Origin of the sequence: Chitinophaga flava (genome assembly GCF_003308995.1) — a bacterium.
In the GTDB taxonomy this organism is placed as follows: domain Bacteria; phylum Bacteroidota; class Bacteroidia; order Chitinophagales; family Chitinophagaceae; genus Chitinophaga; species Chitinophaga flava.
The window spans coordinates 1607887-1624704 of the sequence record NZ_QFFJ01000002.1 but is presented as its reverse complement, the minus strand read 5'-3'; the positions used below and the strand labels follow the sequence as shown (position 1 = coordinate 1624704).

Genomic DNA, 16818 nt, shown 5'->3' with positions numbered 1-16818 from the left:
ACAATATCCTATGAGAAAATTGAAGCTACAGATGCAGGTGAGCATTGATGGTTTTGTTGCCGGTCCCAATGGTGAAATGGACTGGCCTATCTCCGACTGGGACGAGGAGCTGAAAAACTATGTGATGGAGCTCACAGCTCCGGTAGACCTCATCCTCATCGGCCGTAAGCTGGCCGACCACTTCATTCCCACCTGGGCAGCCCGCGCCGGTGATCCTGATGTGGCCGACATCTTCACCCATAAAATGAATGATACGGAAAAGGTGGTCTTCTCCCGTACACAAACAGAACATGGCTGGAAAAACACCGTCCTGATCAATGAAAATCTGGAAGAAGAAATCAACCGGTTGAAAAGATCCTCCGGAGGAGATATCATCACCTATGGAGGCAGTGGCATGGCCGCAAGTCTTATAACCCGCAACCTCATCGATGAATACCATCTCTTCATAAATCCTGTTGCACTCGGAAAAGGCTTGCCCATCTTCCATCTGCTGGAACAAAAATTATCCATGAAACTGATTAGCACCACCTCATTTGCGTGCGGCATCGTGGTGCTCTGCTATCAGCCGCAACACCAGGGGTAGATCATCTTCTCTGTTGACAGTAACAAAATCCGGCTGTACGCCGGTCCGCTCCCAGGAAATATCTGTTCCGGGAAACACCGGTGCAGCAACTGCTACAGACAGGAAAAAACCATTTCCGGCAGGATACCACTCATTCATATGTGCAGCCCCCGCTGTGCGCTGCCCTACTATCACCGCCCGTTTCAGCCGCTGCATAACAAATGGGAAAGCTTCTGCTGCAGAAGCGGTTCTGCCATTGACGAGCACATACAGAGGTTGTTCGTACTTATATTCCGGGCCAGCCGTCACAGCTTTCTCCTGCGTTACAGCTCCTTCTCTTTTCTGCACCTCCAGCAGCGGAGTGCCTGCCGGCACAAAACAGCCTTCCAGCACCAATCCCATATCGCTGCCCCCGCCGCCATTATCACGCAGGTCCAGCACCAGTGCCCGCGTATGCCGCAGTAGCTCCATCGCTGCCTTTAACATCACAACACTCTTAGCAGAAAGATTTATTTCCGACAAACGCAGATAACCCACACCACCCGGCAGGATTTTTATCTCCTGAAAACCATAGTTATTCTTCTCTGCCCTTTCTCCATAATAAAACGGGTCTGGTAAACTATCTGTATTCCCTTTGGGCGCCTGCAGGTCTTTCACCACCGCAGGATCATATCGCAGATAGATATGGCCATCTTTCACCGTTTGCTGCAACAAAGCAGTTACCGCGCTGGAAAAAGCTTTTACGCTGTCAATAGCAGCATATGCCCGGTCTTTGCCAGCCTTTAACAAAGCCGCAGACAACAACTTCCCTTTGTTGGGGTATACATAATGTTGCTCCATTAATTCCGCAGAACGGATTAGGACTTCCCGTTGCTGTTTTTCAGACAGTATTTGTGCAGATGCAGTCGATAAGCACAGACATAGGCTTACAAGGCATGGTAATATTCTCATGTAGACAGAATTGATATCACAAAGCTATCACGTACCTGTGAGGAAAAATTGTATGAGATTAGCGTGACCTCACGTCATAATTTCCGGAACACTCCCGGGCGGTACCCGGTATACAGCCTGAAGCTGCGGATAAAATGGCTCTGGTCGTAGAAGCCACATTGGAGGGCTATATTCGTCAGTGAATTTTCTTTATTGCGCACGAGTGCCAGTGAATGTGCTACTTTTATTTTCCGGAGATATTCTCCCAGCGTACAATGAAAATATAAAGGGAAATACCTGGACACCGTTACCGGATGTACACCCACCTGCGCTGACAGAGAAGCCAGCGTAAAAGGAGTATCCCATTGGTCCTGTAACAGCTCCCTGATGCGGACGGCCCATGCCGGCAAACCTTTACCCGGGCGCTCCGGCTGCTGCCCCCACAAACTGAGCAGGGATGTATGTGCCAGGGTACCTTCCTGCATGCTGCATGCGTGGTACAACTTCAGCACAGCCAGTTGCAGGTCATGCTCCGCAATAGTTTCCCAGGTCATTTCCGGCAAATCATAGGTTTTGAAAAAAGTAGGTTCCAGTTCCAGATTAAGGTTACGCGAAGGATGCAGTGTATGCAGGTTACGGTGTACTTCGCCGGCAGCATAACGAAGCAACTGCCCTGGCAGGGCATCCTGCTGCCGGTGCTGGCGGTGTTCAAGATTACCACCTTCCAGAATGAGCGAACAATGCGGATTGGCATGATGATGCCATTCTTCCGATACACGGGAGTTATATACGATTTCCGACAGTATGATGCCGGAAAGGTGATAGTTGGCTTTGCTGACACCCAGAAAGGCTCCGGTACCCAGTTGGTCCATACAGGCTCTGTTTTAAAAGATTTAGCGGTCGCTGGCTTACACGGCTGCTTCCTTATTATAATTCCGGCGCCGGGGCGCCATTACCCGAAGGTACATTGATGATAGCTACTTTTGAACTGGAAGGCTTATCTTTTATTGCCTTGAACGGGACCTCACTGAAGGTGGTGTATTCCAAAGCGCCGCAGCAGCTGACCTGGAGCAACAGCCGGCAGGTGAAGGGCACTCTGCAGTTTATTGAGGGTATACTGAAAGCGCCGCGCCAGAAAATATCCTGGTATATAGCAGCGGGCGGTTGGTGAGTGCATGTCTACAGGAGGAACTGGTAGACGAGTATCATTTATAGGTGCATCCGGTAGTGTTAGGCAAGGGTGTTCCGTTGTTCAGAAATGAACAGATAAAGGTGATGCTCGAATTTCAATAGATGCAAACTTTTAGGTCGGGCGAGATCTGGTTCCTCTTTTTGTTAACAAAAATCTGTAGCCCGCCGGAGGATAACGTTGATTGGTAATTTTTATTTGTCGGCCATGGTGGCCAATTCTGTTTTTGTTAGCCTGCTTTTTCCCTCATTTATAGTTTATTAATAAACCTCCCCTCTCCTTCGGATTAACAATTGCCTTACAACCGCGCAATTTTGGTACACGTTCCTAGGTTAAAGTGGCACTCAAAAATTTATTCCTGCCACCAAACTATTTTCTTGATATGACGTACACAGAATTAAGTGATAGTGATTTGGTTGCCGGTTATAACAAGGGCAATGTTGGTTGTTTTAATGAGATCTACAATCGTTATTGGGCCATATTATACCGGCATGCGCTACGGATGCTGCACGATGAATATGCTTCTCAGGACGTGGTCCAGGAGACATTTCATTCGCTGATCCGTCATGGGAATATTCAGGAAACGATTCCGCTTCGTCTATTATTATATACGACTATCCGGAACCGGATCATTAATGATTACCGGCGGGGGAAGGTGCGGGAGAAATACCTGGCATCGTTGCGCACACATACGCCGGTAGCTGATTGTACGGACAATCAGGTACGGGAGCGGGAATTGCAGCGGCTTATTGAGACAGAGATATCCAGGTTGCCTGAACGGATGCGACTAACATTTGAATTGAGCCGTAAGCAGCATTTCGATTATAAAACGATTGCGGAGCAAACGCGTACTTCCACAGAGACGGTGCGTAAGCAGATTCATAATGCAATCCGTATTCTTCGTACGAAGCTCAGTTACTTCTAGGCGGGAATTTCCGAACCAATTGTAAATAAAAAATGCATTAAGCCGAAAAAGTTAAAGATTTGATAATTTAAGTACAACCGTCCTTTAACATGCGTGTAGTATAAGTATAAGTGAGAGAATGCAAAAATAAAAAGATAAATCGAATCCCAGTTGTTGAGATGAAACAATGTGAATGTATACCATCTAACTTAAACGTTGTATGAGCGACCAGGAAACCAAGGATTTATTAGATCGTGTAGAGCGGGGTGATTGCACACCTGAAGAAAAGGCGCTGGTAGAAGACTGGTACCTTGAGCTTTGCCGGCAGCAGGAACCAGTAGCATATAATGTGGATTACTCCCGGATCAAGAAAGAGATCTGGCATAAGCTGAAGATAGGCAATGGTAAATCACCGGACGCCTGGTATCTGATGGCCGCTGCAATTGTTTTTATGTCAGTATTATCCTATACGAGGTACATGCAGCAACATACCCGGGTCCCTGTACAGGAGAAGCTGATGGCCGCAATACGGCCAGGCAGCAACAAAGCTACCCTTACCCTTTCCGATGGAAGCAGGATTAACCTTGATGAAGCAGGAGATGCTATTAATGCCGCTCCAGGCATTACTGCACAAAAGAACAAAAAAGGATCATTGAATTATTATATCACCACCAGGCAACCATTAAAACTATCGGAAGACCAGCCTGTGTACAATACGATTACCACCCCGCGGGGCGGTCAGTACCAGGTGGTCCTTCCAGATGGCAGCAGGGTTTTTCTAAACGCTGAGAGCAGTATCACTTTCCCTGTACCTTTTACAAGGTCTATACGCCGGGTCCAATTAAATGGTGAAGCTTATTTTGAAGTGGCCAAGAATCGTCAGCAACCTTTTGTAGTCTCCAGCCAAAAACAAAACATTAAGGTGACCGGCACACATTTCAATGTATGCTGCTATCTAAACCAGCCTGATATTACTACACTTGCAGAGGGCAGCGTAGAAATATCCCCGCTCCATTCATCCGCGACCCGCCCGCTTAAGCCTGGTCAGCAAGCTATCCTTACAGAGAACAAATTCGAAGTGAAGGAAGTAGACACCGATGATGCGACAGCCTGGAAAGATGGTCTGTTTGTGTTCAACGGAACCCCGATAAAAGAAGTTCTAAAACAGATTGGCAGATGGTATGATGTGGACTTTTCCGACAGCAACCTTCCCAATAGAAGATTCGACGCCGAAATTCCCAGGAGCCTTAACCTCCTGCAAGTAATCAGAATTATTGAAGTGAGCAGTAAACTCAAGTTCAGGATTGACGGAAGGAAGGTCACCGTTCAATAATCAACCAGTATTAACAGTCAAAAATCTAATACAGCACAGAACGATCTAAACACAAAAAAACCGGAAGTGCGGGAACACTGCCGGTACGGTCAAACTTTATAAAAATCTTGCTCGTAACAATCATCTTATAACCTTCAACCTCACAAAGATATGGATTATAATGTACCCATCAAGGTGGGAATGGTTTTTTCTTTGCGGAAAATCCCCTCCCCGCTGAGCCGTCACGCTCTAAAAATCATAGTGACTATGAAAATAATCGCATTACTGTTTTTATTCAACTTCCAGGTGGCCGCCAGCGTATACTCCCAGCGGATATCCCTTACCGCCAGCAATACACCGCTCCGGGATGTATTACAGTCCATCCGCAAACAAAGCGGTTACTCCTTCTTCGTAGAATCGGATAACCTCCGCGACTCCAAGCCGGTCAACCTCGACCTCACGGAAGCTTCCATCACCGCTGCCCTCGAAAAAGTCTTCGAGAACCAGCCCTTCTCCTATACTATAGAGAATAAAGTTATTGTTGTCACCCGTAAACGTGATAACCTCTCTGCCGCTGATTTCCTCACCTTCAACAACGGTGGACCAGACTCACTAAAGGTAGTCCATATACAAGGCAAGGTTAAGGATGATAAAGGACAACCATTAGTAGGCGTTAGTATCAGGGTGAAAGGCGGCAGCGTGGGCACCGTGACCAATGCAGACGGTAACTACATTCTCAAAACCAATGCGGCAGCGACTCTGATATTTAGTTATATCGGTTATCTGACGAAGGAGATCAAAGCTTCTCAGGGAGATATTGATGTGGTTTTACAACAGCTGAATACATCATTGGACCAGGTGCAGGTAATTGCGTATGGAACGACGACAAAGAGGACGAGTACAGGGAGTATTGCTACTGTAACAGCGGAGACGATTGAGAGGCAGCCAGTATTGAATCCATTGCTTGCACTTGAAGGTAGAGTAGCTGGGCTCTTCATTCAACAGAAGAATGGAATCCCAGGATCAAGTCCAATTGTTAGTATTCAAGGTACTAATAGCCTGCAAAAAGGTACCGCTCCATTCTATGTAGTAGATGGAGTGCCATATAGTGCTCAAAGCTTATCTCCTAATCTGTCGTTTGTATTAGCAGGTGGTGCCAGTCCGTTAAGTTACATTAATCCCAATGACATAGAAAGTATTACTGTACTAAAAGATGCCGATGCCACCGCGATCTATGGATCAAGAGCTGCCAATGGAGCTATTCTTATTACAACCAAGAAAGGAAAATCAGGTATGGCGAGGGTTAATTTTGACTTACAAACAGGTTGGTCCAAAGCACCGAGAAGATTACATCTAATGGACACAAAAGATTACATAGCACTTCGGCTCGAAGGGAAAAAAAATGATAACTCCCCCATCACTGCGACTGATTATGACATAAATGGCACCTGGGATTCAACAAGGAATACAGATTGGCAAAAAGAATTGATTGGCAAGACTGCGGGATTTACCAATTTACAAGTATCCTGCTCTGGTGGCTCACCCAACACTCAGTTTCTTGTCGGAGGTGGATATGCGAAAGAAACAACAGTATTCCCAGGAGATCTAAATAATAGCAAGGCCAATGCACACATCAACATTAATCATTACAATAAAAAACTCAAACTTAATATCGCTGCAACTTACCTACAGGATAACACCACATTACCACTGGTAGATCTAATGAGCACTTCCCTTTCGCTCCCTCCCAATGCCCCTGCACTTTACAACGGTGATGGAACATTGAATTGGGCTCCCATAGCTAACACAAACATGTATAGTTTCTCAGGAGTTTACCTCAATCCATTAGCATTCCTGCTAAGAAAATATAAAGGAAGTAGTAATAACTTAATTGGAAACGCAGATATCACCTATTCATTGTTACCTGGTCTGGAAGTAAAGAGCACATTTGGATATAACTATCTACAAACAAACGAAACAAGTATAACACCCCAAGCATCATTTAGCCCAAATCTGATGACCGTTAATCTAAGAAACGCAAAGAATGCAGATAAATCAATAAGCAGTTGGATTAGTGAACCACAGATAAGTTATAGGAAGGATTTCGCTTTTGGGAATTTTGCAATTCTAGCTGGTAGCTCATTTCAGCAAGTAAAAAGCTACGCGCTCGCAATCACCGGTACAGGCTTTGCAAATGATGCTCAGCTAGGTAACCTTCAATCAGCCCCGGTTTTGTCAATTCCAACACTATTACAATCTACATATAGGTATAACGCCATTTTTAGCAGAATTAATTACAACTATCACAACAAATACCTGCTTACGCTAGCTGGAAGAAGGGATGGAAGCAGTAGATTTGGCCCGGCTAACCGATTCGCAAACTTTTATTCCATTGCAGGAGCCTGGGTATTCACTGATGAAAATTTTATTAAAAACACCTTAAACTTCTTAAGTTTTGGAAAATTGAGACTCTCTTATGGGACAACTGGAAATGATCAAATTGGAGATTATCAATACTTAACATTATACAATAACATACCAACCAATATACCTTATCAACAAACTGTGGGAATTCAGCCCTCAGGGCATTCAAACCCCAATTTACAATGGGAATTAACAAAGAAAGCAAATATTGGAATTGATCTTGGCATATTAAACAACCGAATCATACTCAATGCTAATTATTACAGAAACAGGTCAAACAATCAATTAATATATTATCCGCTTGGGTATCTTACCGGATTTGCAAGCATAAATCGTAATGTTAACGCTACCATCCAAAATTCTGGTACCGAACTCCAAATCGAAGCTAGCCTAATTAAAACAAGTAAAATACAATGGAACACAAACCTAAATTTCACTATAAACAGAAACAAACTTCTGCGCTTTGACGATCTCAAAAATACAACTCTTGCTAATTTATATGTAGTAGGCCAACCAATTAACATTCAAAAAGTTTATCCGTTTGTAGGAGTTAATAATCAAACCGGACTTTATGAATACTTAACAATTGACGGCAAGAAAACCTCAGCACCGAATTTAGCCACCGACCGAACAAAACTAGTTGATATTAATCCCAAATATTACGGTGGATTCACCAATGAAATAAGTGTAAAAAGGTTTACCATTAACATCTTCTTTCAATTTGTCAAACAAACTGGTATCAGCTCCAAAATGACCTTAACAGGCACAGTACCAGGCCAAATGGCAAATATACCAACCATCATAGACAATAACCGCTGGAAGTCTCCTGGAGACAATGCTATATACCAAAAGGCCTCCACCACAGCCGACAGTTACACTGCATACAACGCGCTATTTAGCAGCGAAGCACAATACGCAGATGCGTCATTTATCAGACTAAAAAACGCGTCAATAACCTATGAATTAGATCCTAAATGGTTGCAAACAATCAAAATAAGCTCAATGAGGCTTTTTATACAAGGACAAAATCTGTTCACAATCACCAACTACTTCGGAATTGACCCGGAAAGCCAGAATATTAACTCAATACCACCACTTCGGACAATTACCATAGGAGCGCATATTGATCTTTAAAAAAAAAAAAAATGAAACGAAATAATCACTTAACATATCTATACCTTACCATTGGGGTATTTTCTATCTTGGGACTTACAAGTTGTAAAAAATTTTTAGACGTCGGGACTTCCCCGACAAGCATCAGCAGCGAAAATGTATATCAGTCAGATTATACAGCAGCAGCAGTATTAACAGGATTATATGCCCAAATGATGAACTCTGACTTCAACGCCGGAGGAATAACATCAATTTCACTACTTACAGAGTTATCTGCAGACAATCTTGTTTTATATGATCTTACTAACTTGAGTTACTTGGCCTATTATAGAAACATTTTAGATGCGAATAACACAAACACAAAATTATTTGGGAATGGAGATTATTTCAGTAATTTCTACCCGAGACTATATACAATTAACGCAGCAATTGAGGGGCTAACAAAATCTACGGCCCTCACTTCAACTGTAAAAACAAGGTTATTGGGTGAAGCATTTTTTCTACGAGCTCTTTATTATTTCTATCTGGTAAATCTAATCGGAGACACTCCATTAGCACTGACTACCCCCTACCAGATTAATAGTACTTTGGAACGCAGCCCTGTAAATACGGTATACAACCAAATAGCATCAGATCTACAGCAAGCAATATCCCAACTAAACGAAAACTATATTGACGGTAGTATCCTCAATACAACAACAGAGCGAGTACGGCCAAATAAATTTGCCGCCCTCGCTTTATTAGCCCGCGTCGAGCTGTTCAGGAAAAATTATTCTGCAGCTGAATCTGCGGCCACTACAGTAATTAACGCAAACAATTTGTACAAAATTTTACCCTTAAATGAAGTATTCTTAAAAAACAGCAAAGAGACCATATGGGCCCTTCAACCCGTAAAGACTGGGTATAACACTAACGAGGCCAATGTATTTTTAATGCCTAAAGGTCCTGACAATAACCTAAAATTATTTTACGCCTCCCCTCTCCTAATAAATAGCTTCGAAGTAGGAGACCTAAGAAAATCTAATTGGATTGGTATCACAATAATAGGGAACATTACTTACCCATATATCGCTAAATACAAAGCAGATGTCAGTACCACAGCAAGTGTAACAGAATACAATGTGGTATTTCGCTTAGCTGAACAGTATTTAATAAGAGCAGAGGCGCGAGCAGAACAAAATAATATTCCTGGGTCAATTTCTGACATAAACGTAATACGGCAAAGAGCCGGGCTTTCAATTTCAACAGCCAATAACATCAATGACCTGAGATTGATTATCTCACATGAAAGAAGAGTAGAACTATTCACAGAATGGGGCCATCGTTGGTTAGATCTTAAGAGAGGAGGGAATATTGATACTGAAATGCAAAAAGCAGAACTGTACAAAGGAGGAAGCTGGGCATCTTACAAAGCACTATATCCTATACCCAATGATGGAATCCTACTAAACAATAAACTAGTGCAAAATCCAGGGTACTAGGGCAATAAGTTCGTAACAATAAAACTATTAACAGTCATGAAAGCATGCATATTATTCTTAACATATCTCCTGGTTGCAACCAATACAAACTCCCAGAATTACAGCGTCATTAAATTTTTAGATGGTTTAAATTTTAATGAACTAACAAACATTGCCCGAAAAGAAAAAAAATCAATATTCATGGAAGTATCTTCTCCTCCCTGCGATGCGTGCGGAAAAATGGATCAATCAGTTTATTCAAATGACTCAGTTGCAAAGTACATGAATGCTCATTTTACTTCCATTAAAATTCAAATCATTCCAACCAATGACTCTACTTATAAGCAATCACAACTCATGAATAAAATAAAAGAAGAGTTAAAAATTACAGCTTCTCCTTTGTTCTTATTCTGGGATACAGCAGGAAACCTGACACACTGGACTAAAGGATATTTATCAACTGATCAACTTATTAAGAATGGTAAAATCGCTCTAGATCATAACGATAATTTCACAGGAAGATTAAATAGCGTAAAAAACAACTCTTTAAAAGAGAAAGAACTGTTACAATTCGCTGTTGATCTAACTATCTTTAGAAATGATTCTTTAGCATATTGGGTGGCGAAAAAGTATAAGGATAGTTACCTTGAGAAACGAGACTTTAAAACGATACTTACTGCTGATATCTTACCTGTATTCCAAAATTTCTCGAGGCTATATACAATAAATGATTCTTTAACAAAGTATATATATCAAAATAAGAGAGAAACTGATTCTGCACTGAAATTTCCTTCATTTACAGACAGAATACTTGAAGCCTATATTAAAAGAGATATGATTACCCCCGAACTAAACTCCATCCGCCAACCGACAAAACCAGACTGGGATAAAATAGAGTACAAAATATCAAAACAATGGGATTCTCGAATAGCACATCGTACTGTTTTAGACTCCAAGATAAACTGGTACAAAAAAAACAATTACTGGAATGAGGCTGCAAAATATCAAATTGAAAAGACTCAGAAATCAGGATTTACAATTTTCGATAATAATATATTCTGGGAAACATTTGTTCTCCATTGCGATGATCCCAATCTATTACAGCAAGCAGGGAAATGCATGAAAGAAGATACAGATCGCAATCCAAATAACTATGATCAATTAGACACTTATGCATCGATATTATATAAATCAGGAGAAAAAAAACTTGCAATAGCAACAGAGCAAAAAGCTTTAACTATGGCAGAAAAAAGTAATGACCAGGAAGCAAAAAAAACGTTCCTAATCAGGCTTAAAAAAATGCAAAAGGAAGATCCTTCATGGTTAGAATGAAATTCCAGGTATTTCCAATCAGAGCCATTGCTTCATTACAGGCTACAATCTTTCATCAAAAGAAAGTATTTATTACTGTAAGTACACTACAGTAACGTAAATAAAACACCTAAAAAAATAAATAAAAAATATTAACTTTTGTTGCCCTCTCAGAAGTTAAAAATAGCTATATGAAAAAATACACGATTTTAATCATAACATTCATCTCACTCCATTTGGAACTAAAATCACAAAAGCCCCCATTGGATTTATATGCTTATAAAACCTGGCCTCAAGTTGAGGGGGGATCCATTTCCAGCAATGGGGAATATGTCTCTTATAAAATAACAAATCAACCAATAGGTCAAAGCACAACAACTCTAGTATCAACAGGAAAAAAATGGGAAATTAAATTTCAAAACTTAAGTACCGAAAGTTTTTCAGATGACAGCAAAATATTTACGGGTAAACGAGGCGACACACTCATAATTTTTCATTTAGACAACCAAAAAGAAGAAAAAATAACAACTGTAGGACCCTATAGTTTGATTCCTTTCGAAAACACAAATATTTTGATATATAAAGAAAAAAACAACAACTTAATTATTAAAAGTTTAAATAGTAAAATTAATCATAAAATCACATCTGTTATCGCCTACTACTTAAGTCCGGATAAAAAGTCGATTATTCTAAAACAAAGCACTCCGGAAAATGCTAACTCAGAAACAGTCAGCTACCTTAATTTGGCGAATTTTAGGACTCAGGATATATATAAAGGTATTGGTGCAGAAATGTTTATTTTTGACCAAACCATGTCGAAGATAGCCTTCTTCGTGCGAGAAAAACAAAAAAGGTCTATTTGGCTCTTTTCAATCAATAGCAATACCACCAAACAATTACTCCCCCCCATCAACAATGAGATTGACACGACTTTGTTAATAGAGCCTGGCCCTTGGAGATTCAGCCCTGATAGTAAACTAATTTTGTTTAACCTGGCAGAACGTAATAGACCCTCCACTTTACCAAGCAACCCAGAGATATGGAACTATAGGGATTTATATTTATCCAGCTTATTTAAAGGGGCATTTGGACCGATCCCTAACTTTAGGCCACTAACTTACTTATCAGCCATTAATGTTGAAGACTGTATTATAAGAAAGCTTCAAAATAAAGGAGAAAATCTTGACCCCTTTAGCTTCAGAACAGATGATTTAAACTACTTCATTTATACATCTAATATAGAATTTGATTTGAATTCACTAGAACACAAAAGATTTAGTTTTGGAATCTGTAATATTAAAACCGGTAAAAAAACAATTATAGACAATCAATGTACAAAACCTGTATTAAGATTTACTTTTTCTCCAGATCAAAAACATGTAATATACTACAAAGTATCAACCCACAACTTTTATTCTTATAATATACAAACCAATCAGGAACTATGCATTAATAAAGACATCCCGATTCTCTTCCTCGATAAAAGAGGCGCAAGTTCTGCCGCTCCTGAAAGAGACCCATCGGAAGTTGTTGGCTGGTTAGATCATGGTGTAAAAGCACTAATTAGTGATTCGTATGACATATGGGCACTAGATGTTACTGGAGATAGTCATCCCATAAACATAACAAATGGAATTGGGAAAAAGAATAATATAACCTTTTACCCAATGGAAAACTCCATGCAAAACACCCCTAGGCAGAATCCCGATTATCAAAGTGGTCAAAACATTATTTTAAAGGCGTTCAATAACAATAACAAAAAATTTGGATTCTATCAACTATCATTAAAACATCCATTTAATCTAATCGAGCTTTCGATGGACGATGTTGCCATAAGAACAATAATGCATAAATACAATTTTATAAGTCCAGGAGATTTAATAGAATCAAAGAGGAGAAATGGTTATTTAATGAGAAGAGAATCATGCGAAAAAGCCCCGAACTATTATTATAGTAAAGACCTAAAGACATTTAAACCATTATCAAATTTACAGCCACAAGCAGTTTACAATTGGATAAAATCAGAACTGTATACCTATACGGACAGCCTTGGGAACAAATACCAAGGCGTATTATATAAACCTGAAAATTTCGATTCCTCGAAAAACTATCCTCTCATCATTAATTATTATGAGCAATTCAGTCACGAATTAAATACGTTCCACCAAGTCGAGCTGGGAGGGGGAACAATTGACCTAGCTTATATGGTAAGTCAGGGATACCTAATATTTAAACCAGATATGCAATACTTCCCAATAAAACCTGGAGAAGGTCTTGTAAACACAATTAACTCAGCAATTGAATACTTATCCCGATTTACATGGGTAAATCGGAATAAAATTGCGCTAATAGGAGAAAGTTTTGGAGGATGGGAAACAAATTATATAATCACACACATAAAAAAACCGTTAGCAGCAGCTGTTTCTGGAGCAGGAATCAGTGATATTGTATCGCTTGCCTTTACCCCAAACACTAATGGGAATGATATGTTTCCTTATGTTCGGTATGGTCCAATTAAACTAGAAAAATCATTTGCAGAAAGCCCTGAATTATATATTGAAAACTCTCCGCTTTTTTATGCCAAAAACGTAAACACACCTCTATTAATGTGGCATAACCCAGAGGACAAAAATGTCGCTATTTATCAATCGCTAGCATTTTTCATTCAACTACGAAATCTTGGCAAGCCAGTTTGGCTACTTTCTTATAAAGGGGAAGGGCATGGTTTCATGAATCCTGACAATTGTCTTGACTACAAAGTAAAACTTAAATCATTTTTAGATTATCATTTAAGAGACTCATCAGAGCCAGGCTGGATGAAACAATATATAAAACCAACAGATTGATCATAAAATTTCAGCTTAATAGAAGCCTCTAACGACCTAAGAAGGAGTTACCCAAACATTACCTTATTAGGCGATCAAACGCTAAGTAGAGGAAACATAACTGTCTCCTCTACTTATATGAATCAATATTACAGCGCCTGATAAAACTCGGTAAAAACAGAACAAGGACCAGCTGGTATCTCTGTTGCATAAGCCTCTCCGATACGATTAGAATTTGGTTCAAGTGTTGCGTTGATTTGAACACAAAAAGGCCAGAAAGTAGGAATATTACTAGTATAAATTTTCTGCGCAGGCGTAGATTTAGCAGCTGTAACTGCACCACCGACAGCTGCCAAAGCAACAGCCAATAATAAAAGCTTAGCCCTTTTCATAATTGCAAAATTTAAAGGTATCAAATTAATTGCCTACTTTTTGTTGAGGGTTTTCGGCACTTCCCTTTATAAAAAAACCACCAAGAGGGGTACTAAAAGCTTCCCTCAGACCGCAAGATTTTTTATCAGAGTATTCCATTCAAATCCTTCGTCTTTTTGAAGGATCGGGAAGTGCTCTGTTTTCTGACGCTGGTGCAAAAATCAATGGGGATTTGTATTCCGACACCCGATGAGGTCTTTAAATCCAGACATTTGAGAGCAATTGAACTTCATTAAATACATAAAACAGAAGGCATCCAGTACTTACTCTCGGTAACATCTGTTGAAGCGTTCCATGTATCCATTCTGAAAAGGCTTACCTTTCTAGATGAATTTAAGCTCAATGCCACGATTGTTTAATCAGTTGGCAAGCGTCCTTCGCTACAAATTCAAGCCCATTATCTACTCTGATCTTTAACGGTTGTCCGCGGCATGCAATCAGTTGGTCCAGTTGTTTGATTACCCGTTTACTGGTTAGACTAGTATTAATTGTGATGTTCAATGCCACCTTGCTGCAATCATCGATAATATTGAATGATCTAAATGTGATACTTTCGTCGACTGTATTATGCATAAAATCCATAGACCAGGTTATGCTCGGTTGTATTGGCTGGAGTAAAGGCTCCATTATCCTGGCTGGTCCCCCTTTCTATGCTTGTGCCTCATGGTTCAATCTCATTTCAGTATAAATCCGGTGAACTTTTTTATGGCTCCATTTGTGATTCAGATTACGTAGATAATGAAGCATCATCCAGAAGCCCCAACCACTATGTAATTGGGATAATCAGATAGTTTCTCCCCAATTACACCATCGCTGTCTGGTAACGTTTTATAACGATATCTCGATAGATGAACCTTAAACCACTGAAGCTCTTGACGGACACTCGCTTTATGACTATCGCGAACATAATTTACCGACTCTCGTTTAATCCCAGACGTTAAAGCTTTTCCATAACATCTTTCATTATCGTGATCCGAAAGGTTTGTTCAGAAACTATTTTCTCGTACTGCTCCTCCTCTGCTTCCAGCTCATCCAGTTTATTTAGTTGATTAACTTCAAACCCCGAATACTCGGACTTTCACTGATAAAATGCCCCCTGTCTTATACCATGATCACGACAGATATCAACTACTGATTTGCCCGATTTCTGAATTTTGATCTTTCCACACCTATTAAATTTAACGATTATTCAATTTTTTTAACCGTTACGTTCTAATGGGAAGCTTTCACAACCACTAAAATTATAGAGTCCGACAAATCCACTAAGAACCTAGTATCAGTCAAATCCATTTGAGAAATAGAGAAAATATAACTATTTCTTCACCTCAATTATTCAATATTAATGAATGCCAGCAGTTTTAGAAGCAGACAACAAACCTGGAAGAATTAACAAAAATCAGCACCTCTCTACCAGTCCGTTCAAATCTACCCGATAACTAGTGAAAACAACCGTTTTCACTAATTCAATTATACAACATTACAGAGCCTGATAAACATCATTTCTATCAGGACAAACAGTGACCAATGATGCATAAGTATTAAAAAGAAAATTTGGATTTGTCGTCAATGTTCCATCGATACCTTTAGAGCAGGGACCAGCCTCATCTGTTATAAAAACTTTATCTCCAGGCCGCATAGCCTTACTAGATGTAATCGCACCAATAACTGCAGATAAAGCAACAGCTGACAGTAAAACTCTAGCTTTGTTCATAATTGTATTATTTGAATGATATTAATGATATTCTACTCTCTTTGAGGGTTTTCGACACTTCCCCCTATTATAGGATCAACAATGACAGTACCTATTTAATGTCAAATTCCTATCAGCGATACATATACAGAACTTACAACTGGTTAATCATTAGTAAGCTTATCTGTATATACTTCAAATTAATCCTGTATTTAAGAATGATGTATTAGGTAAGAGATGTGATGATGCAATGATGTGATGATGTGAGAAATTTTTATGTCAACAGTTAGAATATCACAACCATTCTCATTGGTCCTAAAACAGGTTTTATACGGACGCGGCTGGCAAACAACCAATAAATTCTATAAGGGAAAAGGGAATCTCACTTACAACGCCAGTAGCTTTAGAAGCAAACAACAAACTTGGAAGAATTAGCAAAAATTCAGCGACCCTCTATATACTAAGTAGGATTCTTCCAATAATTTTTCAATTATCAAACCATTAGCTCCTCCCGACCGTTCAAATCTATTCGATAATTAGTGAAAATAATTGCACCTAAAGCAACAGCTGACAACAAAAATTTACATTGTTCATAAATTGTAATATTTGAAGGTATTATTATGGCTTATTCTTTCTTTGAGGATTTTCGGTAATTCCCTTTGTTAT

General features: G+C 39.9%; 13 protein-coding genes. 8 read left to right on the top strand and 5 right to left on the bottom strand.

Features of this window, described 5'->3' with window-relative positions:
• The first annotated feature begins 10 nt into the window (after positions 1-10).
• Positions 11-583 carry a dihydrofolate reductase family protein gene (locus tag DF182_RS22840; RefSeq protein WP_113618105.1) on the top strand — a complete coding sequence of 191 codons (573 nt, stop codon included), beginning with the start codon at positions 11-13 and terminating at the stop codon, positions 581-583.
• Here DF182_RS22840 and DF182_RS22835 read toward each other — a convergent pair.
• A complete protein-coding gene (locus tag DF182_RS22835; protein WP_113618104.1) occupies positions 530-1513 on the bottom strand; it encodes a S41 family peptidase in 984 nt (327 codons plus the stop codon). The two genes, DF182_RS22840 and DF182_RS22835, sit on opposite strands and share 54 nt — an antisense overlap.
• 74 nt (positions 1514-1587) lie before the next feature.
• Positions 1588-2364, bottom strand: a complete 777-nt coding sequence (locus DF182_RS22830; protein ID WP_113618103.1) for a helix-turn-helix domain-containing protein — start codon at positions 2362-2364, stop codon at positions 1588-1590.
• 98 nt (positions 2365-2462) lie between these two features.
• On the opposite strand from DF182_RS22830, the gene DF182_RS22825 reads away from it, so the two are divergent.
• From DF182_RS22825 to DF182_RS22795, 7 genes are all read left to right on the top strand, one after another.
• The gene (locus DF182_RS22825; protein WP_113618102.1) at positions 2463-2663 is read left to right on the top strand and encodes a hypothetical protein; all 201 of its coding nucleotides are present in this window, start codon (positions 2463-2465) and stop codon (positions 2661-2663) included.
• Positions 2664-3063: 400 nt separating this feature from the next.
• Positions 3064-3606, top strand: a complete 543-nt coding sequence (locus DF182_RS22820) for an RNA polymerase sigma factor (protein ID WP_113618101.1) — start codon at positions 3064-3066, stop codon at positions 3604-3606.
• A 199-nt stretch (positions 3607-3805) separates the two neighbouring features.
• Positions 3806-4918: a FecR family protein gene (locus DF182_RS22815; protein WP_113618100.1), complete on the top strand. Its 1113-nt coding sequence runs from the start codon at positions 3806-3808 to the stop codon at positions 4916-4918.
• 246 nt (positions 4919-5164) lie between these two features.
• Positions 5165-8455 (top strand): SusC/RagA family TonB-linked outer membrane protein, encoded by a 3291-nt coding sequence (locus tag DF182_RS22810; protein ID WP_161964228.1) that lies wholly within the window; start codon positions 5165-5167, stop codon positions 8453-8455.
• Positions 8456-8466: 11 nt separating this feature from the next.
• Positions 8467-9915: a RagB/SusD family nutrient uptake outer membrane protein gene (locus DF182_RS22805; RefSeq protein WP_113618098.1), complete on the top strand. Its 1449-nt coding sequence runs from the start codon at positions 8467-8469 to the stop codon at positions 9913-9915.
• Between the two features lie 36 nt (positions 9916-9951).
• Positions 9952-11226, top strand: coding sequence for a thioredoxin family protein (locus DF182_RS22800; RefSeq protein ID WP_113618097.1), 1275 nt, complete (start codon positions 9952-9954; stop codon positions 11224-11226).
• A gap of 170 nt (positions 11227-11396) precedes the next feature.
• Positions 11397-14051 carry an alpha/beta hydrolase family protein gene (locus DF182_RS22795; RefSeq protein WP_113618096.1) on the top strand — a complete coding sequence of 885 codons (2655 nt, stop codon included), beginning with the start codon at positions 11397-11399 and terminating at the stop codon, positions 14049-14051.
• 128 nt (positions 14052-14179) lie between these two features.
• On the opposite strand, the gene DF182_RS22790 is transcribed toward DF182_RS22795, so the two are convergent.
• The 3 genes from DF182_RS22790 to DF182_RS32155 all read right to left on the bottom strand — a co-directional run bounded on the left by DF182_RS22790 (position 14180) and on the right by DF182_RS32155 (position 16173).
• On the bottom strand, positions 14180-14422 hold the full coding sequence (locus DF182_RS22790; RefSeq protein ID WP_147243513.1) for a hypothetical protein: 243 nt from the start codon (positions 14420-14422) through the stop codon (positions 14180-14182).
• A gap of 379 nt (positions 14423-14801) precedes the next feature.
• Positions 14802-15089, bottom strand: a complete 288-nt coding sequence (locus DF182_RS32890) for an integrase catalytic domain-containing protein (RefSeq protein ID WP_113618094.1) — start codon at positions 15087-15089, stop codon at positions 14802-14804.
• An 850-nt stretch (positions 15090-15939) separates the two neighbouring features.
• Positions 15940-16173 carry a hypothetical protein gene (locus tag DF182_RS32155; RefSeq protein ID WP_147243512.1) on the bottom strand — a complete coding sequence of 78 codons (234 nt, stop codon included), beginning with the start codon at positions 16171-16173 and terminating at the stop codon, positions 15940-15942.
• Positions 16174-16818: the final 645 nt, after the last annotated feature.

Excerpts from the sequence above, each read along its gene's own strand:
- DF182_RS22840 (WP_113618105.1), top strand. The coding sequence starts at position 11 with ATGAGAAAATTGAAGCTACAGATGCAGGTGAGCATTGATGGTTTTGTT.
- DF182_RS22835 (WP_113618104.1), bottom strand. The coding sequence starts at position 1,513 with ATGAGAATATTACCATGCCTTGTAAGCCTATGTCTGTGCTTATCGACT.
- DF182_RS22830 (WP_113618103.1), bottom strand. The coding sequence starts at position 2,364 with ATGGACCAACTGGGTACCGGAGCCTTTCTGGGTGTCAGCAAAGCCAAC.
- DF182_RS22825 (WP_113618102.1), top strand. The coding sequence starts at position 2,463 with ATGATAGCTACTTTTGAACTGGAAGGCTTATCTTTTATTGCCTTGAAC.
- DF182_RS22820 (WP_113618101.1), top strand. The coding sequence starts at position 3,064 with ATGACGTACACAGAATTAAGTGATAGTGATTTGGTTGCCGGTTATAAC.
- DF182_RS22815 (WP_113618100.1), top strand. The coding sequence starts at position 3,806 with ATGAGCGACCAGGAAACCAAGGATTTATTAGATCGTGTAGAGCGGGGT.
- DF182_RS22810 (WP_161964228.1), top strand. The coding sequence starts at position 5,165 with ATGAAAATAATCGCATTACTGTTTTTATTCAACTTCCAGGTGGCCGCC.
- DF182_RS22805 (WP_113618098.1), top strand. The coding sequence starts at position 8,467 with ATGAAACGAAATAATCACTTAACATATCTATACCTTACCATTGGGGTA.
- DF182_RS22800 (WP_113618097.1), top strand. The coding sequence starts at position 9,952 with ATGAAAGCATGCATATTATTCTTAACATATCTCCTGGTTGCAACCAAT.
- DF182_RS22795 (WP_113618096.1), top strand. The coding sequence starts at position 11,397 with ATGAAAAAATACACGATTTTAATCATAACATTCATCTCACTCCATTTG.
- DF182_RS22790 (WP_147243513.1), bottom strand. The coding sequence starts at position 14,422 with ATGAAAAGGGCTAAGCTTTTATTATTGGCTGTTGCTTTGGCAGCTGTC.
- DF182_RS32890 (WP_113618094.1), bottom strand. The coding sequence starts at position 15,089 with ATGGAGCCTTTACTCCAGCCAATACAACCGAGCATAACCTGGTCTATG.
- DF182_RS32155 (WP_147243512.1), bottom strand. The coding sequence starts at position 16,173 with ATGAACAAAGCTAGAGTTTTACTGTCAGCTGTTGCTTTATCTGCAGTT.